14 protein-coding genes and 1 pseudogene are annotated in these 21,511 nt (G+C 67.2%); all 15 read left to right on the top strand.

Features of this window, described 5'->3' with window-relative positions:
- The first annotated feature begins 249 nt into the window (after nucleotides 1–249).
- The 15 genes and pseudogenes from eccB (at nucleotide 250) to BN972_RS17835 (ending at nucleotide 21,508) form a co-directional block, all read left to right on the top strand.
- Nucleotides 250–1,773, top strand: a complete 1,524-nt coding sequence (eccB, locus tag BN972_RS17905; protein WP_036360347.1) for a type VII secretion protein EccB — start codon at nucleotides 250–252, stop codon at nucleotides 1,771–1,773.
- On the top strand, nucleotides 1,770–5,939 hold the full coding sequence (locus BN972_RS17900; RefSeq protein WP_036360345.1) for a type VII secretion protein EccC: 4,170 nt from the start codon (nucleotides 1,770–1,772) through the stop codon (nucleotides 5,937–5,939). The genes eccB and BN972_RS17900 overlap by 4 nt, the downstream gene beginning before the upstream one ends.
- 545 nt (nucleotides 5,940–6,484) lie before the next feature.
- Entirely contained in the window at nucleotides 6,485–7,675 is a 1,191-nt protein-coding gene (locus BN972_RS17895; protein WP_036361190.1) for a PPE family protein, read from the top strand.
- 43 nt (nucleotides 7,676–7,718) lie between these two features.
- Nucleotides 7,719–8,018, top strand: a complete 300-nt coding sequence (locus BN972_RS17890; protein WP_036360343.1) for a PE family protein — start codon at nucleotides 7,719–7,721, stop codon at nucleotides 8,016–8,018.
- A gap of 10 nt (nucleotides 8,019–8,028) precedes the next feature.
- Complete coding sequence (locus tag BN972_RS17885) at nucleotides 8,029–9,282, top strand: PPE family protein (RefSeq protein ID WP_036360341.1); 1,254 nt, start codon at nucleotides 8,029–8,031, stop codon at nucleotides 9,280–9,282.
- A gap of 361 nt (nucleotides 9,283–9,643) precedes the next feature.
- Nucleotides 9,644–9,943 carry a type VII secretion system ESX-5 target PE19 gene (locus BN972_RS17880; RefSeq protein ID WP_036361188.1) on the top strand — a complete coding sequence of 100 codons (300 nt, stop codon included), beginning with the start codon at nucleotides 9,644–9,646 and terminating at the stop codon, nucleotides 9,941–9,943.
- 324 nt (nucleotides 9,944–10,267) lie between these two features.
- Entirely contained in the window at nucleotides 10,268–10,564 is a 297-nt protein-coding gene (locus tag BN972_RS17875; RefSeq protein WP_065034164.1) for a WXG100 family type VII secretion target, read from the top strand.
- Nucleotides 10,565–10,614: 50 nt separating this feature from the next.
- On the top strand, nucleotides 10,615–10,899 hold the full coding sequence (locus BN972_RS17870) for a WXG100 family type VII secretion target (RefSeq protein ID WP_036360337.1): 285 nt from the start codon (nucleotides 10,615–10,617) through the stop codon (nucleotides 10,897–10,899).
- Nucleotides 10,900–11,002: 103 nt separating this feature from the next.
- Nucleotides 11,003–11,905, top strand: a complete 903-nt coding sequence (locus BN972_RS17865) for an ESX secretion-associated protein EspG (RefSeq protein WP_036360335.1) — start codon at nucleotides 11,003–11,005, stop codon at nucleotides 11,903–11,905.
- A 271-nt stretch (nucleotides 11,906–12,176) separates the two neighbouring features.
- Entirely contained in the window at nucleotides 12,177–13,688 is a 1,512-nt protein-coding gene (gene eccD / locus BN972_RS17860) for a type VII secretion integral membrane protein EccD (protein WP_036360333.1), read from the top strand.
- Nucleotides 13,666–15,517: pseudogene (gene mycP / locus BN972_RS17855) on the top strand (type VII secretion-associated serine protease mycosin). Before eccD ends, mycP begins: the two are co-directional and overlap by 23 nt.
- The gene (gene eccE / locus BN972_RS17850) at nucleotides 15,514–16,722 is read left to right on the top strand and encodes a type VII secretion protein EccE (RefSeq protein WP_036360331.1); all 1,209 of its coding nucleotides are present in this window, start codon (nucleotides 15,514–15,516) and stop codon (nucleotides 16,720–16,722) included. Before mycP ends, eccE begins: the two are co-directional and overlap by 4 nt.
- Nucleotides 16,719–18,551, top strand: a complete 1,833-nt coding sequence (gene eccA / locus BN972_RS17845; protein ID WP_036360329.1) for a type VII secretion AAA-ATPase EccA — start codon at nucleotides 16,719–16,721, stop codon at nucleotides 18,549–18,551. The genes eccE and eccA overlap by 4 nt, the downstream gene beginning before the upstream one ends.
- 440 nt (nucleotides 18,552–18,991) lie before the next feature.
- Complete coding sequence (locus BN972_RS17840) at nucleotides 18,992–20,263, top strand: PPE family protein (protein WP_036361186.1); 1,272 nt, start codon at nucleotides 18,992–18,994, stop codon at nucleotides 20,261–20,263.
- Between the two features lie 39 nt (nucleotides 20,264–20,302).
- Complete coding sequence (locus BN972_RS17835; protein ID WP_036361184.1) at nucleotides 20,303–21,508, top strand: PPE family protein; 1,206 nt, start codon at nucleotides 20,303–20,305, stop codon at nucleotides 21,506–21,508.
- Nucleotides 21,509–21,511: the final 3 nt, after the last annotated feature.

The following is a 21,511-nucleotide window of genomic DNA, read 5'->3' as shown; positions in this document are numbered from 1 at the left end:
GTTGATTTAACAGTCGGTTACTTGACGCGCCTTGTCGGCGTTTCGCAGCTAACATGCCCAATGAAGATACGACGAATCCGTGGGGGATCCAGCGCTTTCGCCGACGCATGGCGGGGTCTGCGCGAGTGCCTTACGGTATCGATGTGCTTTAGCGCTTATTAGACACGAGGGCTATATATCAAGGCGCTTTGACATATTCAGACGTTATTGAAAGTTCAGACGACATGACAGACCGAGAGGTGATCGAGCGTGGCCGAACATAGCCGCGGGCAGCGCGGGTCGGGGTACGGCCTTGGGTTGTCCACGCGGACCCAGGTAACCGGGTATCAGTTCCTGGCGCGCCGGACCGCGATGGCGTTGACCCGCTGGCGGGTCCGCATGGAGATCGAGCCCGGTCGCCGCCAGACGCTGGCGGTTGTCGCTTCGGTCTCCGCGGCCCTGGTGATCTGCCTGGGCGCGTTGCTGTACTCCTTCATCAGCCCGGCCGGCCAGATCAACGACGCACCGATCATCGCCGACCGCGATTCGGGCGCACTCTATGTAAAGGTGGGCGACCGCCTCTACCCGGCGCTGAACCTGGCGTCGGCGCGGCTGATCACCGGGCGGGCGGACAACCCGCACCTGGTCCGCGGCAGCCAGATCGCCAGCATGCCGCACGGGCCGCTGGTCGGTATCCCGGGTGCGCCGACGGAATTCGCGCCCAAGAATCCACCCGCATCGTCGTGGCTGGTGTGCGACACCGTCGGCGGCTCCTCGGGTGGTGTCGCGTCCATGAGCGGCGTGACCGTGACCGTGATCGACGGCACTCCGGACATGAGCGGCCACCGCCGGGTTCTGACCGGGTCGGACGCGGTGGTGCTCAGCTACGGCGGTAACGCCTGGGTGATCCGGGAGGGCCGCCGGTCGAAGATCGATGCAACGGACCGTTCGGTGCTGCTGCCACTGGGATTGACGCCGGAACAGGTCAGCCAGGCGCGGCCGATGAGTCACGCCCTGTACGACGCGCTGCCGGTCGGACCCGAGCTCCTGGTACCCGAGGTGCCGAACGCGGGCGCGGCGGCCACCTTCCCCGGCGCCCCCGGCCCGGTTGGGACGATTCTCGTCACCCCGCAGATCAGCGGGCCGCAACAGTATTCGCTTGTCCTGACGGACGGAGTGCAGACGTTGCCGCCCCTGGTGGCCCAGATCCTGCAGAACGCCGGCCGACCGGGCAATACCAAGCCGGTCACTGTGGAGCCGTCGGCGCTGGCCAGGATGCCGGTGGTCAACCGGCTGGACCTGTCGGCCTACCCCAACGACCCGCTGAACGTCCTGGACATCCGGGAGAACCCGTCCACCTGCTGGTGGTGGGAACGGACCAACGGCGAGAACCGGGCCCGCGTCCAGGTGGTGTCCGGGCCCAGCATCCCGATCAAGCCGAGCGAGATGAAGCGAGTGGTCAACCTGGTCAAGGCCGACATGACCGGTCGCGAGGCCGACCAGGTCTACTTCGGCCCGAACTATGCGAACTTCGTCGCCGTCACCGGTAACAACCCGGGCGCCCAGACCGCCGAGTCGCTGTGGTGGCTGACCAACGCCGGCGCGCGGTTCGGTGTGGACGACACCAAGGAAGCTCGCGAAGCGCTCGGCCTCACCCTGCAGCCCAGCCTGGCGCCGTGGGTGGCGCTGCGCCTGCTGCCGCAGGGCCCCACGTTGTCCCGAGCGGACGCCCTCGTGGAGCACGACACGCTACCTATGGACATGACCCCTTCAGAGTTGGTGGTACCTAAGTGAAACGCGGTTTTGCACGACCCACACCGGAGAAGCCTCCAGTAATCAAGCCGGAGAACATCGTCCTCCCGACGCCGTTGAGCATTCCGCCGCCGGAGGGCAAGCCCTGGTGGCTGATCGTGGTCGGTGTCGTCGTCATCGGTCTGCTGGGCGGCATGGTCGCCATGACCTTCGCCAGCGGTTCGCACGTGTTCGGCGGCGTCGGCTCGATCTTCCCGATCTTCATGGTCGGCGGCATGATGATGATGATGTTCGGCGGCCGGTTCGGCGGGCAGCAGCAGATGAGCCGGCCCAAGCTGGACGCCATGCGGGCCCAGTTCATGCTGATGCTGGACATGCTGCGCGAGACCGCGCAGGAGTCGGCGGACAGCATGGACGCCAACTACCGGTGGTTCCACCCGGCCCCCAACACCCTTGCCGCCGCCGTCGGCTCGCAGCGGATGTGGGAGCGCAAGCCGGACGGCAAGGACCTCAACTTCGGAGTCGTTCGCGTCGGCGTCGGTATGACGCGCCCCGAGGTGACCTGGGGTGAGCCGCAGAACATGCCGACCGACATCGAGCTGGAGCCGGTAACAGGCAAGGCGCTGCAGGAGTTCGGCCGCTACCAGAGTGTGGTCTACAACCTGCCGAAGATGATCTCGGTGCTGGTCGAGCCGTGGTACGCCCTGGTCGGCGAGCGCGAGCAGGTACTGGGCCTGATGCGCGCCATCATCTGCCAGCTGACCTTCTCCCACGGCCCTGATCACGTCCGGCTGATCGTCGTCAGTTCCGACCTGGACGAGTGGGACTGGGTGAAATGGCTGCCGCACTTCGGCGACTCGCGCCGGACCGACGCCGCTGGCAGCGCGCGGATGGTCTACAGCTCGGTGCGGGAGTTCGCCGCCGAGCAGGCCGAGCTGTTCGCCGGCCGCGGATCGTTCACCCCGCGGCACGCCAGCTCGTCGGCCCAGACGCCGACGCCGCACCACGTGATCATCGCCGACGTCGACGACCCGCAGTGGGAGTACGTGATCAGCGCCGAGGGCGTCGACGGTGTCACCTTCTTCGACCTGACCGGCTCGCCCATGTGGACCGGGGTTCCCGAGCGCAAGCTCGAGTTCGACAAGGTCGGTGTCATCGAAGCCCTGCCCCGCGACCGCGACACCTGGATGGTGATCGACGACAAGGCGTGGTTCTTTGCCCTGACCGACCAGATGAGCACCGCCGAAGCTGAGGAGTTCGCTCAGAAGCTGGCGCAGTGGCGGCTGGCGGAGGCCTACGAAGAGATCGGTCAGCGGGTGGCCCACATCGGGGCCCGCGACATCCTGTCCTACTACGGCATCGACGATCCGGCCTCGATCGACTTCGAGGACCTGTGGGGTAGCCGCACCGACACGATGGGCCGCTCCCGGCTGCGGGTGCCGTTCGGCAATCGCTCCGACAACGGCGAGCTGCTGTTCCTGGACATGAAGTCCCTGGACGAAGGCGGCGACGGTCCGCACGGTGTCATGTCGGGTACCACCGGTTCCGGTAAGTCGACGCTGGTGCGCACCGTGATCGAGTCGCTGATGCTCGGCCACCCGCCGGAGGAGCTGCAGTTCGTGCTGGCCGACCTCAAGGGTGGATCGGCCGTCAAGCCGTTCGCCGGGGTTCCACACGTTTCACGCATCATCACCGACCTGGAAGAAGACCAGGCGCTGATGGAACGGTTCCTGGACGCGCTGTGGGGCGAGATCGCGCGACGCAAGGCGATCTGCGACAGCGCCGGCGTCGATGACGCCAAGGAGTACAACGCCGTCCGGGCCAGGATGCGCGCTCGTGGCCAGGACATGGCGCCGCTGCCGATGCTGGTCGTGGTGATCGACGAGTTCTACGAGTGGTTCCGCATCATGCCGACCGCCGTCGACGTGCTGGACTCGATCGGCCGGCAGGGCCGCGCGTACTGGATCCACCTCATGATGGCCTCGCAGACGATCGAGAGTCGCGCCGAAAAGCTCATGGAGAACATGGGTTACCGCCTGGTGCTGAAGGCTCGTACCGCCGGGGCTGCGCAGGCGGCCGGTGTGCCCAACGCGGTGAACCTGCCGGCCCAGGCCGGTCTCGGTTATTTCCGGAAGAGCCTCGAGGACATCATCCGGTTCCAGGCCGAGTTCCTCTGGCGGGATTACCTGCGGATCACCTCCGTCGACGGCGAGGAGGCACCGGTGCTGGTGCACAGCATCGACTACGTGCGCCCCCAGTTGTTCACCAACTCGTTCACCCCACTCGAGGTGAGCGTCGGCGGGCCCAGCGTGGAACCGCCGCCGGTGCCCAGCTACACCAACGGCGAAGTCAACGGCGCGGCGACCGAAGAGGACGAGGAAGAGGAAGCGATCCGGACGCCCAAGGTCGGCACCGTGATCATCGACCAGCTGCGCAGGATCAACTTCGAGCCGTACCGGTTGTGGCAGCCCCCGCTGACCGAACCGGTCGCCATCGACGAGCTGGTCAACCGTTTCCTCGGCCACCCCTGGCACAAGGACTACGGCTCGGCCCGCAACCTGGTGTTCCCGATCGGCATCATCGACCGGCCGTTCAAGCACGACCAGCCGCCGTGGACCGTCGACACCTCGGGCCCCGGCTCCAACGTGCTGATCCTGGGCGCCGGTGGTTCGGGCAAGACGACGGCGTTGCAGACACTGATCTGCTCGGCCGCCCTGACCCACACTCCCGAGCAGGTGCAGTTCTACTGCCTGGCGTACAGCAGCACGGCGTTGACCACGATCGCCCGGCTGCCGCACGTGGGCGAGGTGGCCGGCCCTACCGACCCGTACGGGGTGCGGCGGACGGTCGCCGAACTGCTCGCGCTGGTGCGAGAGCGCAAGCGCAGCTTCCTCGAGTACGGCATCGCGTCAATGGAGATGTTCCGCCGCCGCAAGTTCGGCGACGAAGCCGGACCTGTTCCCAACGACGGATTCGGCGACGTCTACCTCGTCATCGACAACTACCGGGCGCTGGCCGAGGAAAACGAGGTGTTGATCGACCAGGTCAACCTGATCATCAACCAGGGTCCTTCGTTCGGCGTGCACGTGATCGTCACCGCCGACCGGGAATCGGAGCTGCGGCCGCCCGTGCGTAGCGGTTTCGGCTCCCGCGTCGAGCTGCGGCTGGCCGCGGTGGAGGACGCCAAGCTGGTGCGTTCCCGGTTCGCCAAGGACGTCCCGGTCAAGCCGGGCCGCGGCATGGTGGCCGTGAACTATGTCCGACTGGACAGCGACCCGCAGGCCGGCCTGCACACCTTGGTGGCCCGGCCGGCGCTGAGCAGCACGCCCAACAACGTGTTCGAGAGCGACAGCGTCATCGCGGCGGTCAGCCGGCTCACCACCGCAGCGGCTCCGCCGGTGCGACGGCTGCCGGCGAAGTTCGGCGTGGAGCAGGTGCGCGAGCTGGCGGCGCGGGACACCCGTCAGGGTGTCGGTGCGGGCGGAATTGCTTGGGCCATATCGGAATTGGACTTGCAGCCGGTGTATCTCAACTTCGCCGAGAACGCACACCTGATGGTGACGGGCCGTCGCGAGTGCGGGCGCACCACGACGCTGGCGACCATCATGTCCGAGATCGGGCGGTTGTATGCGCCGGGCGCCACCAGCGCTCCGCCGCCACCGGCCGGCAAGAAGTCCGCTCAGGTGTGGCTGATCGACCCGCGCCGTCAGCTGCTGACCACGCTCGGATCCGACTATGTCGAAAGGTTCGCCTACAACCTCGACGGCGTGGTGGCGATGATGGGCGAGCTTTCGGCGGCGCTGGCCGGCCGTGAGCCGCCACCCGGCTTGTCCGCCGAAGAGCTGCTGTCGCGGTCCTGGTGGAGTGGGCCCGAGATCTTCTTGATCGTGGACGACATTCAGCAGCTGCCGCCGGGCTTCGATTCGCCGTTGCACAAGGCCGTCCCGTTCGTGAACCGGGCCGCCGACGTCGGGTTGCACGTGATCGTGACCCGTACCTTCGGTGGCTGGTCCTCGGCGGGCAGCGACCCGATGCTGCGGGCCCTGCACCAGGCCAACGCGCCGTTGCTGGTGATGGATGCCGACCCGGACGAGGGTTTCATCCGCGGCAAGATGAAGGGCGGTCCGCTGCCGCGTGGTCGAGGCCTGCTGATGGCGGAGGACACCGGCGTGTTTGTCCAGGTTGCCGCCACCGAGGTGCGCCGGTAGCACCGGACTACACACAGCTACTGCCGCCGCGCGGACTTCACGCGCGGCGGCAGTAGCTTTTTGGCGTTGCCAGCTGCTCGGATCCCGCTAGAGGCACCGCAGCTTGAAGCTGTTGCTATGAGCCTTCATAGAAACAGGTCTCTCAACCGCACGTTCATAGAAAAAACATATGGTCGCCTACTGCTGGCCGCGTGGCTGTGTTGGACTGCAAATTGACCTGTTTCCGCAGCGTGCACGGCATAAGCACAACCGCTGGTTTAACGAAAGCTGAACATCGGTGTGCAGGGAGTGAATTGTTGGCGTCGTGGCCATCGGGTTAGCAGTCCGCAATCTAATGTATTTCATATGCAACAGGTCGATAACAGGCCAGCAAACCGCTGACAATGCTATCGTTCTCGACTTTTCACACGGGCTTTAGCGAATTCCACTGGGGGAGAGGCACCCGGAACGTCGCGGTTCCGGTGAGCCCGATTCGCCGTTCGACCGATGCCGATGGCGTCCGGCCCGCGAGCCAGAGTGCGAACGCGGCCGGCTGAGGAGGGGTGGTGTTGGACTTCGGGGCGTTGCCGCCCGAAATCAATTCGGGCCGGATGTACGCCGGCCCGGGATCCGGGCCGATGCTGGCCGCCGCGGCAGGCTGGGATGGGCTGGCCGCAGAATTGGGCACAGCGGCCGCCGGGTACGGCGCCGTGGTCACCGAACTCACCAGCTCACCCTGGGTGGGGCCAGCCTCGGCGGCGATGATGGCCGCGGCGGCACCTTACGTGGCTTGGCTGGGCGCCACCGCCGACCAGGCTGAGCAGGCCGGGATGCAGGCGAGGGCGGCAGCGGCGGCATACGAGACCGCGTTCGCGATGACGGTGCCGCCCGCGGTAATAGCGGCAAACCGGGCATTGCTGGCGGTGCTGGTGGCAACGAACTTCTTCGGTCAGAACACGCCGGCGATAGCGGCCACCGAAGCCGAGTACGCCGAGATGTGGGCGCAGGACGCCGTCGCGATGTACGGCTACGCCGCCTCCTCGGCGACCGCCTCGGTATTGAACCCGTTCACCGAACCGCCGAAAACTGCCGACCCGAACGGAGTTCAGGAACAGGCGGCGGCGGTCGAGCGGGCCGCTGCCATCCCGGCGGGCAACGCCGCGGCCGCGACGTCGGTCCCGGCCCCGTCGCTGACGTCGGCCATTGACGGATTCCTGACCTATTGGGGATTCACCGTCGATTCGACGGGGCAGATAACGGGCTGGCCGTCCTGGCTGGTCGGCAACGGTGGGCTGATCTCCTCCCTGCTCGGCGGCGGGACGCTTGCCGTCGGTAACCAAGGGCTCGCGAACTCGACCACCAACTGGCCCTACTTCCCGATCGGCACAATGAATTTCACGACCGCGTGGGGAGCCGGCTTGGTGCCCGGCGCGCCCGCTCCCAGCCCGGCGCTGGGCGGGGCCCTGCCACCTCCCGGCGCGATCGGCGCCTGGGGGACTCCCGTCGCGGGTTGGGGTCAGGCAGGCCTGGTCGGGAAGTTGTCGGTGCCGCCGACGTGGGCCGCGAACACAGTTTCGAACGTCACCCCGCTCCCCGGCGCACCCGCGAGCTTCGACGGCGCCAACGCCGCCCCGCATGCCGGGACGTCAAGTTTGATCCAGGGCATGCCGACCGGCTCCGGCCGCCGCGGCAGCACCTACACCGCCAAGTACGGCTTCAAATACAACGTGCTGACCCGCTCACCATCCGCCGGGTAGCCGGCGACCGAACCCAACCGTCAACCGAACCGAGGAGAAACACATGTCGTACGTGACCACACAGCCGGAAGCCCTGACAGCGGCAGCCGCCAGCCTGCAAGGGATCGGCACGGCTCTGGATGCCCAGAACGCGGCATCGGCTGCCCCGACGACGGGCGTGGTGCCGGCCGCCGCTGACGAGGTGTCGGCGCTCACCGCGGCGCAGTTCGCCGCGCACGCCCAGCTCTACCAGGCGGTCAGCGCACAGGCGGCGGCCATCCACGAGCTGTTCGTCAACACCCTGAGCACCAGCGCGGGGTCGTATGCAGCCACCGAGGCCGCCAACGCGGCCGCGAGCCGTTAAGGGCGCTGACATGGATTTTGGGTCGTTACCGCCTGAGTTCACCTCCGCGATGATGTACACCGGGCCGGGTTCGGGACCGATGATGGCCGCCGCGTCCGCATGGAATGGCCTGGCCGCGGAGCTGTCGTCGACCGCGACGGCCTACGACGCCGTCATCACCTCGCTGACCGGCGAGGAGTGGCTGGGGCCGGCGTCGGCATCGATGGCCCAAGCAGCAACGCCGTATGTGGCCTGGATGAATCAAACGGCCGCGCAGGCACAGGAGGCCGCCAGCAAGGCCAGCGCGGCGGCGGGGGCATACGAGACGGCCTTCGCCTCGACAGTGCCGCCGGCCCTGATCGCTGAGAACCGGGCCCTGCTTTCCCAAGCGCTCGCCACCAATGTGCTCGGCCAGAACAACAACGTGATCGCGACGCTGGAGGCGCAGTACGCCGAGATGTGGGCGCAGAACGCCGCGACGATGTATCAGTACGCGAGCTCATCGGCCACCGCCGCCAAGGTGACGCCGTTCGCGCAGCCGCCGCAGGTGGCGAACCCGGCCGCATCGGCGGCGCAATCCGTCGCGGTAGCCCAGGCCGCCGCGGCGCCAGCCGAATCAGCCACCGACGCCCTGAACAACCTCGTCAATCAGATCAACACCGCGCTGACGGCGCTGGCTAACCCGGCAACCGACCCGATGTTCGCCCAGTGGTTCAACCTGCTGGGGCTGCCGACGTTGTCGTCGACCTCGGCGAATTTCATGACCTTCCCGGCCAATTCGATCGCCGGTTCGCTCGCCTCGGGCCTCGGTGGGAGCAACGCCATCAACCCCTCGTGGTTCGTGGGTGTATTCCGGAACTTCGCCGGCCCGGCGTACAACATCGAGGGACTGCCTTATTTCTCCACCGGTATGGCCAACACGCTGCTATCGCTCAGCAAGGGGCTGGCACCCGCGGCAGCGTCGGCCGCCGCGGGCGGCGCCGCCCACGGGCTGGGTGGTTTGGGCGGCCTGCTCGGGAGCGGGGGCATCGGCGCCGGCATGGGCCAGGCGGCCGCCGTCGGGAAGCTGTCCGTGCCGGCCACGATCGCCTCACTGGCGCCGCCGGTCAGCCACGCGGCGCCCTTGCCGGTCAGCACGATCAGCGCAGTCCCGGAATCGGCGGCCGGGAACCTGATGGGCGGCTTGCCGCTGGCCGGGGCGGGCGCGGGCGCCAGCGCGGCCGGTGCGGGTCAAAAATACGGCTTCCGGCCCACCGTGATGGCGCGACCGCCGTTCGCCGGATGACCGCCGTGCACGTCGGGCACATATATATAGTGCGCGGGCACCGATGACCCTCGGGACGCGCCGCGGTGTTGTTGCACGGCAGATTTTTTCCGCGCCGTCGCCTGCCGGCGGACATACGCGCAGGTCAGTGGGCTTTGGACGGCTCGTCACCGGAGCGTGGCCGCGCCGGTCCTGTGAAGTCTCTGTCAGGAGCCTACGGAGCAGGTCAGACGCTGTTAATGTGTCGTTACAGCAGGTGAATTCGTATTGCCGCCGAGTGAACAATTGCGAACTGGCGGCATCGAACGCGACCGTGCACCACACAGTCATCTACTCTCTGTGGCAGAGACTGGACGTTGGGGTGATTAAGGGAGGAAATAGCATGTCATTCGTCACCACACAGCCCGAGGCGCTGGCCGCTGCGGCCGGCAACCTGCAGGGCATCGGCACCACGATGAGTGCACAGAACGCCGCCGCTGCGGCGCCGACCACCGGTGTGGTCCCGGCCGCGGCTGACGAGGTGTCGGCCCTGACCGCTGCTCAGTTCGCCGCGCACGCGCAGATGTACCAGGCCGTCAGTGCGCAGGCCGCCGCGATCCACGAGATGTTCGTGAACACCTTGACCACCAGTTCGGGTTCGTACGCGGCGACCGAAGCCGCCAACGCGGCCGCGGCCGGCTGACGAGCGCCGACAGTTCGAGATCGCACAGACTTGGGATGGACAGCCACAGAAGTGAAGTTCTTGGCGCCCTCCCACCTGGCGGTGAGTCCGAAGTTTCCGGCCTGGTCGGGGCCCGTTGCTTCGGTTCACCTGCATTCGCCGTCACTCAGACAACGGAGTCTGGGATCGACAACCTTCCGACCGCTACGAAGCCCGGTGGCCACCGGCTGACGGAAAAGGAGGACAGTCCGATTTTCTCCGGTCGGTAGTTGCACCTTGCAGCCGATCGGCCATCGCGTCTTTCAAGACATCAAGGCATCAAGTAGCAGAAGAAGGAGTTATCACGTGACTACGCGTTTTATGACCGACCCGCACGCTATGCGGGACATGGCGGGCCGCTTCGAGACCCACGCTCAGACCGTCGAGGACGAAGCTCGCCGGATGTGGGCGTCCTCGCAGAACATCGCCGGTGCGGGCTGGAGCGGTATGGCCCAGGCCACCTCGCTGGACACCATGAGCCAGATGAACCAGGCCTTCCGCAACATTGTGAACATGCTGCACGGCGTGCGTGACGGACTGATCCGCGACGCGAACAACTACGAGCAGCAAGAGCAGGCCTCCCAGCAAATCCTGTCCAGCTAGCCATCCAGCTACTCGCTGCGTACGCTTTTTCACGTTAGGAGAAAACTTCAATGACCATCAATTACCAGTTCGGGGATGTTGACGCGCACGGTGCGCTCATCCGCGCCCAGGCCGCCAACTTGGAGGCCGAGCACCAGGCCATCGTTCGCGATGTGCTGGCTGCCGGTGACTTCTGGGGCGGCGCCGGTTCGGTGGCTTGCCAGGAGTTCATCGCCCAGTTGGGCCGCAACTTCCAGGTGATCTACGAGCAGGCCAACCAGCACGGCCAGAAGGTTCAGAGCGCCGGCAGCAACATGGCGCAGACGGACAGCGCCGTCGGCTCCAGCTGGGCCTAACAACTGAAACTGCGGGCGCGGCAGCACACCAAAGCAAGACGGTGTGCTGCTGTGCCTTGCAGTCAATTGGATATCGCATGACTGAGGACCACAGAGGGTAGGGATGGATCAACAGAGCACCCGCACCGACATCACCGTCAACGTAGACGGTTTCTGGATGCTTCAGGCATTGCTGGACATTCGGCACGTCGCACCCGAACTTCGGTGCCGGCCGTATGTTTCCACCGACAACAACGACTGGCTCAACGAGCACCCCGGTATGGCGGTGATGCGCGAGCAGGGCATCGTGGTCGGCGACCAGGTCAACGAGCATGTGGCGGCCAGGATGAAAGTGCTCGCCGCGCCTGATCTCGAAGTCGTCGCACTGCTGTCCCGCGGCAAACTGCTCTACGGCGTGGTCGAGGAGGAGAACCAGGTTCCCGGTTCCCGGGACATCCCCGACAACGAGTTCCGCGTGGTCCTGGCCCGGCGTGGCCAGCACTGGGTTTCCGCGGTCCGGGTAGGCAACGACATCACGGTGGACGACGTCACCGTCTCGGACAGCGCCTCCATCGCCGCCCTGGTGATGGACGGCCTCGAGTCCATTCACCACGCGGATCCGGCGGCGATCAACGCCGTCAACGTCCCGCTCGAGGAGATGCTCGAGGCCACCAAGTCGTGGCAGGAATCGGGCTTCAACGTCTTCTCCGGTGGCGATCTGCGGCGCATGGGCATCAGTGCCTCCACGGTGGCCGCGCTCGGTCAGGCCCTGTCCGACCCCGCGGCCGAGGTTGCGGTGTACGCCCGGCAGTACCGGGACGACGCGAAGGGTCCCAGCGCCTCGGTCCTGTCCCTCAAGGACGGGTCCGGCGGGCGCATCGCGCTCTACCAGCAGGCCCGCACGGCCGGCTCCGGCGAAGCGTGGCTGGCTATCTGCCCGGCCACTCCGCAACTCGTGCAAGTGGGTGTAAAGACAGTTTTGGACACTTTGCCGTATGGCGAGTGGAAAACGCATAGCAGGGTTTAACAGCGCTGTTACGAGACGCGCAGTGCGACAACATTTTTGAACATAAAATGCGAGCTGGATGCCAACACGGCATACTGCTGTGGAGCAAGCTGCCAAAACTGAAAAACCACACGTCAACCACAACTATTGACCGCGAGGCGAGGCAAATGAAATCGGAGTCAGTCCAGCCGCAACTCCAAAAGGGTTACGGCGCCTCGGTGAATACACCGATGCAGCCGCCCGCGTTACCGACACTCATTAGCACGATTGCAAAGGCAGGGGGTGCAGGACGATGACCGCAGTAGCTGATGCGCCACAGACTGACGTTGAGGGCGTTTCGTCGCCCAGGGCCGTCGTCATCGGCATCATGGCCGGCGAAGGTGTTCAGATCGGCGTATTGCTGGACGCCAACGCCCCAGTCTCGGTGATGACCGATCCGCTGCTCAAGGTGGTCAACAGCCGGCTTCGGGAGCTCGGCGAGACTCCGCTGGAAGCGACCGGCCGGGGCCGCTGGGCGCTGTGCCTGGTAGACGGCTCGCCGCTGCGCGCCACGCAATCGCTGACCGAGCAGGACGTCTACGACGGTGACCGCCTGTGGATCCGGTTCATTCCGGACGGCGAACACCGCTCGCAGGTCATCGAGCACATCTCGACGGCGGTCTCGGCCAACCTGAGCAAGCGTTTCGCCGCGATCGACCCCGTCGTCGCCGTCCAGGTGGGTGCCGCGATGGTGGCCACCGGCGTGGTGCTGGCCTCCGGTGTGCTCGGCTGGTGGCGCTGGCACCACAACTCGTGGTTGACCACGATCTTCACCTCGATCATCGCCGTGCTGGTGCTGGCGGTCAGCATGCTGCTGCTGATGCGCGCCAAGACGGACGCCGACCGCCGTGTGGCCGACATCCTGCTGATGAGCGGGCTGGTGCCGCTCACCGTGGCGGCCGCCGCGGCACCACCCGGCCCGGTCGGGTCCCCGAACGCGGTGCTGGGCTTCGGAGTCAGCGCGGTCGCTGCGACGCTGGCGTTGAAGTTCACCGGTCGCCGACTGGCGATCTACACCGCGGTCGTCACCATCACCGCACTGGCGACGATCGCCAGCGTGGCCCGCATGGTCGCGGGCACCAGCGCGGTGACCATGCTGGCCTGCCTGCTGCTGACCAGTGTCATCCTCTACCACGCCGCGCCGGCCCTGTCCCGCCGCCTGGCCGGGATCCGGCTACCGGTGTTCCCATCGGCCACCAGCCGATGGGTCTTCGAGGCCCGGCCCGACCTGCCGACCACCGTGGTGCGCTCGGAGGGCGGTCCGCCGACCCTGGAAGGACCTGCTTCGGTCCGCGACGTGCTGCTGCAGGCCGAGCGTGCCCGTTCCTTCTTGAGCGGTCTGCTGGTGGGCCTCGGCGTGCTGGTGGTCATCTGCCTGAGCGCGCTGTGCAACCCGCACGCCAGCGAGCGTTGGCTGCCGCTGATCCTGGCAAGCTTCACCGCCGGCTTCCTGTTGCTGCGCGGTCGCTCGTACGTAGACCGCTGGCAGGCCATCACGCTGGCCGCCACCGGCGTGATCATCATCGCCGCGGTGCTGGTGCGGTACGCGTTCGTGCTGGCCTCGCCGCTGGCGGTGTCGGTTTCGGCCGCGATTCTGGTGCTGCTTCCCGCGGCGGGGATGACGGCCGCAGCGGTGGTGCCGAACACGATCTACAGCCCGCTGTTCCGGAAGTTCGTAGAGTGGCTCGAGTACATCTGCTTGATCCCGATCTTCCCGCTGGCATTGTGGTTGATGAACGTCTATGCAGCCATTCGATACCGTTAGCAGCCGATCGTGGCGGGGTCGCGCGACCAGCGCGACCGTCGCCGCGATGCTGCTGACAGTTGGTGCACTGGCCGGCATGCCGCCGGCGCACGCGATCACGCCGCCGGCGATCGACCCGGGGGCGTTGCCGCCCGACAGCCCCCCGGGCCCAATCGCGCCGACCAAGCAGAACTCCTACTGCACCGAAGTAGGGGTCATGCCGGGCACGGACTTCAAGATTCCGCCGAAGTACATGGAGATGCTCAACCTCAACGAGGCGTGGCAGTTCGGCCGGGGCGAAGGTATCAAGGTCGCGGTCATCGACACCGGCGTGACGCCACACCCGCGGCTGCCGCGGCTGATCCCCGGCGGCGACTACGTGATGGCCGGCGGTGACGGGCTGTCGGACTGCGACGCGCACGGCACCCTGGTCGCCTCGATGATCGGCGCCGCGCCCGCCAGCGGGGGCCGCGCCGCCGCCGGCGTCGCCGCGCCGGCCGGTCACCGTGCCGACAACCGAGAAGCCGCCGCCACCGCAGACCGTGACGTTGTCACCGGTGCCCGGCCCAACGATCACGGTGATCCCGGCGCCCCCGCCCCCGAGCGAGGGTGCCGGACCCGGACCGGCACCAGGTCCGGGTCAGGCTCCGTCCGGCAATCGAGGCGGCGGCACAGTGACGATTCCGGGTTACTCGGGCGGCGCCCGGGTGCAACCCGTCGACCACCCGCGCCCGCTGGCACCAACGCCGTCAACCTCGCCGACGCCGTCAACTGCGCCTTCATCGTCAGCGCCCTCGACCTCGTCGTCAGCGCCGTCGACATCGTCGCCCGCGCCGCCACCCAGTCCCACGGCGGCGCCGGCACTGCCTGCCCCGCCCGGACCGGCACCCGATGCCTTCAGTGGGGTGGCCCCCGATGTCGAGCTGATCTCGATCCGCCAGTCGAGCCAGGCCTTCGGTCTCAAGGACGCCTACACCGGCGACGAAGATCCGCAGACGGCCGCCAAGATCGACAATGTGCAGACCATGGCGCGCGCGATCGTGCATGCTGCCAACATGGGCGCGTCGATCATCAACATCTCCGACGTGACCTGCATGAGTGCTCGCAACATCATCGACCAGCGCGCCCTGGGTGCCGCGGTGCACTACGCCGCGGTCGACAAGAACGCGTTGATCGTGGCCGCGGCCGGTGACAACAGCAAGAAGGACTGCAAGCAAAATCCGATCTTCGACCCGTTGTCGCCCAATGACCCGCGGGTGTGGAATTCCGTCACCACCGTCGTGACGCCGTCGTGGTTCAGTGACTACGTGCTGACCGTCGGCGCGGTCGACACCAACGGTCAACCGCTGTCGCAGATGAGCATCGCCGGGCCCTGGGTGTCGCTGTCGGCACCGGGAACCGACGTCATGGGACTTTCGCCCCGCGACGACGGCCTGATCAACGCGATCGACGGCCCGGACAACACGTTGCTGGTGCCGGCCGGGACCAGCTTCGCCACGGCGATCGTTTCGGGTGTGGCCGCGCTGGTGCGTGCGAAGTTCCCGGACTTGTCGGCTTACCAGGTCATGCAACGCCTGATCCACACCGCCAGGGCGCCCGCGCGGGGGGTGGACAATCAGGTCGGATACGGTGTGGTTGACCCCGTAGCCGCACTGACCTGGGATGTCCCGAAGGGACCGCCCGAAGCACCCAAGCAACTTTCGGCGCCGCTGTCGCTGCCGAAGGCGCCCGCACCGCGCAATATGACGCCGGTGTGGGTGGCCACCGGGGGCCTGACTGCGGCACTATTGATAGGCGGAGCAGTGTTCGGTACAGCGACTTTGATGCGACGATCGCGGAAACAGCAATGAAGGCACAGCGGAAGTTAGGGTTGGCGTTGTCATGGCCACGTCTGACCGCGGTATTCCTGGCTGACGTGCTGATCTTGGTGCTCGCCAGCCACGCTCCCGACTCGTGGCAGGGCGAGAACCGGATTGCATGGTGGATCGGCGTCGGTATCGCCGTCCTGGTGACGCTACTGTCGCTGGTCACCTATCACGGGATCACGGTCACCAGCGGCGTCGCCAACTGGCTGTGGGATTGGTCCGCCGACCCGGGTACCGCCCTGGGTGCCGGATGCACGCCGGCCGTCGACTACAAGCGACGGTTCGGGCGCGACACGGTCGGGGTCCGGGAGTACCTCGGTCAGCTCGTGACGGTTGTCGAGGTGGGCGGCGGCGATGCCGACCCGTCCGGCCGGCACCGGCATCGCACCGGGTCGGTCCCGATACTGCCGGTAGCGGCGGTCGCAGATGGGCTGCGGCAGTTCGACATTCACCTCGACGCCATCGACATCGTTTCGGTGCAGGTGCGCGGCGGCGCGGCCGCCGCGAAGGCGTCGGCCTCGCTGGAGGAGTGGGGGCCCGAAGAGTGGGGGATGGTCGGGGATCAACCCGGCGGCAACCGCAGGCGGACCTGGCTGGTGTTGCGGATGAATCCGCTGCGCAACGTGGAGGCCGTGGTGTGCCGCGATTCGCTGGCCTCGACGATAGTGGCGGCCACCGAGCGGTTGGTCCAGGATCTCGACGGGCAGAGCTGTGCCGCCCGTCCGTTGACCGCCGATGAGCTCGCCGAGGTGGACAGCGCGGTGCTTGCCGACCTGGAACCGACCTGGAGCCGGCCGGGGTGGCGACACCTCAAGCACTTCAACGGATTCGTCACAAGCTTCTGGGTGACGCCGACGGACATCGACTCGGCGACACTGGCCGACGTGTGGCTGTCGGACGCCCCCGAAGTGGGCGCGACCGTGCTCACCTTGCGCCTGGCGACGCACGACGGACGGCCGCGGCTGTCGGCGTGGGTGCGCTACCACAGCGAATCCAGGCTGCCCAGGCAACTTTCCACGGGCCTCAACCGGCTCACCGGACGCCAGCTGGCCGCGGTGCGGGCCAGTCTGCCGGCCCCCTCCACCCGTTCGCCCCTAGTCGTGCCGGGCCGCGACTTACGAGACCACGACGAGCTGGAATTACCAGTGGGTCCTGAGCCGGAGCACGCCATCAGCTCAGCAACGCAATGACGCGCACGCAGTCGACCGCCGAAGATGCCAGAAACGCCATGGTGGCCGGCCTGCTGGCATCCGGAATTTCCGTCAACGGCCTGCAGCCCAGCCACAATCCGCAGGTTGCGGCGCAGATGTTCACGACTGCCACCACGCTGGATCCCGGGATGTGCGACGCCTGGCTGGCGCGGATACTCGCCGGTGACCAGAGCCTCGAGGTGCTCGCGGGCGCGTGGGCGGCGGTACGGACGTTCGGATGGGAGACCCGTCGCCTCGGCGTGACGGATTTGCAGTTCCGGCCGGAGGTTTCCGACGGGCTGTTCCTGCGGCTGGCGGTGACCAGTGTGGACTCGCTGGCCTGTGCTTACGCGGCGGTGCTTGCCGAGAACAAGCGGTACAAAGAGGCCGCGGACCTGCTCGACGCGACCGAACCACGGCACCCGTTCGATTCGGAACTCGTGAGCTACGTGCGAGGGGTGCTCTACTTCCGCACCAAGCGGTGGCCGGATGTGCTGGCCCAGTTCCCCGAAGCCACTCCGTGGCGTCATCCGGAACTGAAGGCGGCGGGAGCCGCGATGGCCACTACGGCGCTGGCCTCCCTCGGGGTGTTCGAGGAGGCATTCCGACGGGGGCAGGAAGCCATCGAAGGCGACCGCGTGCCCGGCGCGGCGAACATCGCCCTGTACACCCAGGGCATGTGCCTGCGCCACGTGGGCCGTGAGGAGGAAGCCGTCGAACTGCTGCGTCGGGTGTATTCCCGCGACGCGAAGTTCACCCCTGCCCGCGAAGCGCTGGACAACCCCAATTTCCGGTTGGTGCTCACCGACCCGGAAACCATTGAGGCGCGCACGGATCCATGGGATCCGGACAGTGCACCCACGCGGGCGCAGGCCGAGGCCGCCCGGCACGCCGAAGAGGCCGCGAAGTACCTGGCCGAGGGCGACGCCGAGCTCAACGCGATGCTCGGCATGGAGCAGGCCAAGAAGGAAATCAAGCTCATCAAGTCGACGACGAAGGTGAACCTCGCGCGCGCCAAGATGGGGCTGCCGGTTCCGGTGACGTCGCGGCACACCCTGCTACTGGGCCCACCGGGAACCGGAAAGACCTCGGTGGCAAGGGCTTTCACCAAGCAGCTGTGCGGGCTGACGGTGCTGCGCAAGCCGCTGGTGGTGGAGACCAGTCGTACCAAGCTGCTGGGCCGCTACATGGCCGACGCGGAGAAGAACTGCGAAGAGATGCTCGAAGGAGCGCTCGGCGGTGCGGTGTTCTTCGACGAGATGCACACGCTGCACGAGAAGGGTTACTCGCAGGGTGACCCGTACGGTAACGCCATCATCAACACGCTGCTGCTCTACATGGAGAACCATCGCGACGAACTCGTGGTGTTCGGCGCCGGGTACGCCAAGGCGATGGAAAAGATGCTCGAGGTGAACCAGGGCCTGCGGCGGCGGTTTTCGACCGTCATCGAATTCTTCAGTTACACACCGGAAGAACTCGTCGCGTTGACCATCCTGATGGGCCGGGAGAACGAGGACGTCATCACCGAGCACGAGGCCGCCATCCTGTTGCCGTCGTACACCAAGTTCTACTCCGACGAGACTTACTCCGAGGACGGCGATTTGATCCGCGGGATCGACATGCTGGGCAATGCCGGCTTCGTCCGGAACGTGGTGGAGAAGGCGCGTGACCACCGCAGCTTCCGGCTCGACGACGAAGACCTCGACGCGGTGCTCAACAGCGATTCCATGGAATTCAGCGAAGCGCAGATGCGCCGATTCCGTGAGCTGACCCGCGAAGATCTCGCCGAAGGCCTCAGCGCCGCGGTCGCGGAGAAGAAGACCAAATAACGGCGTCAGGCGCCCGGCAAAACGCCCGCGCGGCACGCTTATCTGATCTGCCTAACAACCCCCCGCTACTGCTTTGGCCCGATACGCTGTGTGCAACTCGGACCAGGACGAGCACAAGTGCGATCACGGTGGCGCTCCCGTGTGCCCCGACGGTGACGGGAGGTGGGCCCCACTGAGCCGATCAACAGCGACTGTACGAATTCGATGACCATTCCTTCCCGATCCGGTCACGGCGCTTTCCCGTCGTCGGAATCGGCTGGCGCACCTATCCGACGCGCGGCACCCACGCTTTCGGAAGCACCCCGACACCACCACAGCGGCCAAGGCCCGTAGCTGGGTCGGACCATCCCTTAGGAGAGTCCGATGCCTTTCGCTCAATATCCATGCGTCAGAACACTATTCACCTCGCACCCCGACGCCGTGGACGGGAGGTGATTGCCGTGGATTTCGGCGCGCTACCACCTGAAGTCAACTCGTTGCGCATGTACACCGGGCCCGGTTCGGCGCCCTTGCTGGCCGCGGTTGCCGCCTGGGACCGGCTGGCCGCCGAACTCCATGCAACGGCCGCCGGGTATGACACGGTGATCTCCGTGCTGACCGGTGACGGCTGGCTGGGTCCGGCATCGGAGTCGATGCTGTCCGCGATCACCCCGTATCTGACCTGGCTGAGCCTCACCGGGGTGAAGGCCGAGGAGGCCGCCAGCCAGGCGGCGGCAGCGGCGGGGGCCTATGAGGCCGCGTACGCCATGACGGTGCCCCCCGCGGCCGTCGCCGCCAACCGCGCGCAGTTGCAGATGCTCGTCGCAACCAACCTGCTCGGCCAGAACACACCCGCGATCGCGGCGAACGAGGCCGCCTACGGCGAGATGTGGGCTCAGGACGCGGCGGCGATGTACGGCTACGCCACCAGCTCGGCGGCGGCCTCGACGCTGACACCATTCACCCAGCCGGCGCAGGTCACCGACCCGGCCGGGCAGGCGGCTCAGGCGGGGGCGGTCACCCAGGCGGTCGGCAGCGCCACGGGCACCGTGGCCCAGTCGCAGCTTCCGCAGCTCATGTCGTCGGTCCCGGCTACCCTGCAGGGGCTTTCCGCACCCGCGGCGACGGCCGAAGCCTTCCCGGGAGCCGATCTGCTTGCCAACATCTTGAATTTCCTGGACGGCAACGACGGTAATCCGTACGGGATCTTCCTGAATTCCAGCTTGGTCAACGGTTTTGTGTCGGCCGGGTATATCAGCCCGGCCATCGTTGCCCCCGCGGTCTTCGCCGGCCTGGCCGATATCAACGCAGTGGCCCTGGGCGCAGAGGAAGGAGCCGGGGTGCCACCGATGGGCTCCGGCTCAGGCAACCCATCCTGGATACCAGGCGCGTCACCGGCCAGTCCCACCAACATTCCACCGTTGATGGATGTGGCCGAGGCGTCCTTCACCACGGGCGGCGGCGGCGTGACCGCCGGCGTCAACCAGTCGGCGGTGGTCGGTCGGTTGTCGGTGCCGCAGACCTGGACCGCGGCCACCTCGGTGGTCAACCATGCCGGCGCAGCCACCGCCGGTGGTGGGTGGACCAGCACCGCCGTCGCCCCGGCAGCCGCCTCCGGCGTGCCCGGTTTCCCCGGCATGCCCGCTCCGGGCATGTACGGCCACAGCTTCGGCAATCCGCCGCGCTACGGCTTCCGTCCGACAATCATGGGGCGCCCACCGGCCGCCGGCTGACAGGAGGGAGAACCGCCGTCGGTTAAGGAGGTGCTGGTATTGGATTACGGAGCACTCCCGCCTGAAGTCAACTCGCTGCGCATGTACACCGGTCCCGGCGCAGCGCCGATGCTCGCCGCGATGACGGCGTGGGACGCCGTCGCCGCGGAAATGCGTTTGACCGCAACGGCTTACGAGTCGGTGATAGCGACCCTGATCGGTGACGGGTGGCTGGGTCCGGCGTCGGCGGCAATGGCCGCGGCGGCCGCGCCGTACGTGATGTGGCTCAGCGTCACCAGCTCGCAGGCCGAGCAGACCGCCGGTCAGGCCGCGGCTGCGGCGGCGGCCTTCGAGGCCGCGTTCGCTATGACGGTGCCCCCACCGGTGGTGGCCGCCAACCGGGCCCGGTTGCTGGCACTGATCGCCACCAATTTCCTGGGTATCAACACCCCTGCCATCGCGGCGACCGAAGCCGAATACGCAGAGATGTGGGCGCAGGATGCGACCGCCATGTACGCCTATGCCGTCAGCGCCGCCGATGCCGCAACGTTGACGCCCTTCACCGAACCCGAACTGGTCACCGACCCTTCCGGACCCGCCGGGCAAGCCGCTGCAGTGGCTCACGCCACCGGGTCCGGACTCACCCAGAGCGAACTACCGCAACTGATGTCCGCGGTGCCGGCCAGCTTGCAACAACTCGCCTCGCCGGCGGAGGCATCGCCCTTCGACTCCCTACCGCAGACGGGGCTACTCGCCGACATTCTGAACTTCCTGGACGGCAACGACGGCAACCCCTACGGGATATTCCTGAACTCCGATCTGCTGAACGGGTTCGTGTCAGCCCAGTACGTGTCGCCCGCGGTGATCAGTCCCGCCATCACCGACTCGATAGCCGACGTCGAGGCGGTGGCCGATGGCGGATCCGGGGCCGCCGCGCCCGCCGCCTCCGATGCCGCGTCCGTCAGCGCCGGACTGACCGGCGCGCAATCCGGTGCCGGGGGAGTGAGTGCCGCCACCAACCAGGCAGCCTTGGTCGGGCGGTTGTCGGTGCCGCCGACGTGGACGACGGCCGTCGAGGTGCCCGGCCGCGGCGGCATCGCGGTGCCCGCCGGGATTTCAGCACCTACCGGCGCGGCGCCGGCGGCGGCGGGCACGCCGGGGCTGCCCGGCGTGCCGGCCGCCAACGCGTACGCGCGGAGTTGGGGCAACGGTCCGCGCTACGGCTTCAAGCTGACCATCATGCCCCGTCCGGTCGCGGCCGGATAATTG

This window comes from Mycobacterium asiaticum DSM 44297 (assembly GCF_000613245.1).
Taxonomy (GTDB): domain Bacteria; phylum Actinomycetota; class Actinomycetes; order Mycobacteriales; family Mycobacteriaceae; genus Mycobacterium; species Mycobacterium asiaticum.
Note: the sequence above shows the minus strand (reverse complement) of the source record. Positions and strands in the feature narration are given on the sequence as shown.

Excerpts from the sequence above, each read along its gene's own strand:
- eccA (WP_036360329.1), top strand. The coding sequence starts at position 16,719 with ATGACGCGCACGCAGTCGACCGCCGAAGATGCCAGAAACGCCATGGTG.
- eccD (WP_036360333.1), top strand. The coding sequence starts at position 12,177 with ATGACCGCAGTAGCTGATGCGCCACAGACTGACGTTGAGGGCGTTTCG.
- BN972_RS17865 (WP_036360335.1), top strand. The coding sequence starts at position 11,003 with ATGGATCAACAGAGCACCCGCACCGACATCACCGTCAACGTAGACGGT.
- BN972_RS17880 (WP_036361188.1), top strand. The coding sequence starts at position 9,644 with ATGTCATTCGTCACCACACAGCCCGAGGCGCTGGCCGCTGCGGCCGGC.
- BN972_RS17890 (WP_036360343.1), top strand. The coding sequence starts at position 7,719 with ATGTCGTACGTGACCACACAGCCGGAAGCCCTGACAGCGGCAGCCGCC.
- eccE (WP_036360331.1), top strand. The coding sequence starts at position 15,514 with ATGAAGGCACAGCGGAAGTTAGGGTTGGCGTTGTCATGGCCACGTCTG.
- BN972_RS17870 (WP_036360337.1), top strand. The coding sequence starts at position 10,615 with ATGACCATCAATTACCAGTTCGGGGATGTTGACGCGCACGGTGCGCTC.
- BN972_RS17885 (WP_036360341.1), top strand. The coding sequence starts at position 8,029 with ATGGATTTTGGGTCGTTACCGCCTGAGTTCACCTCCGCGATGATGTAC.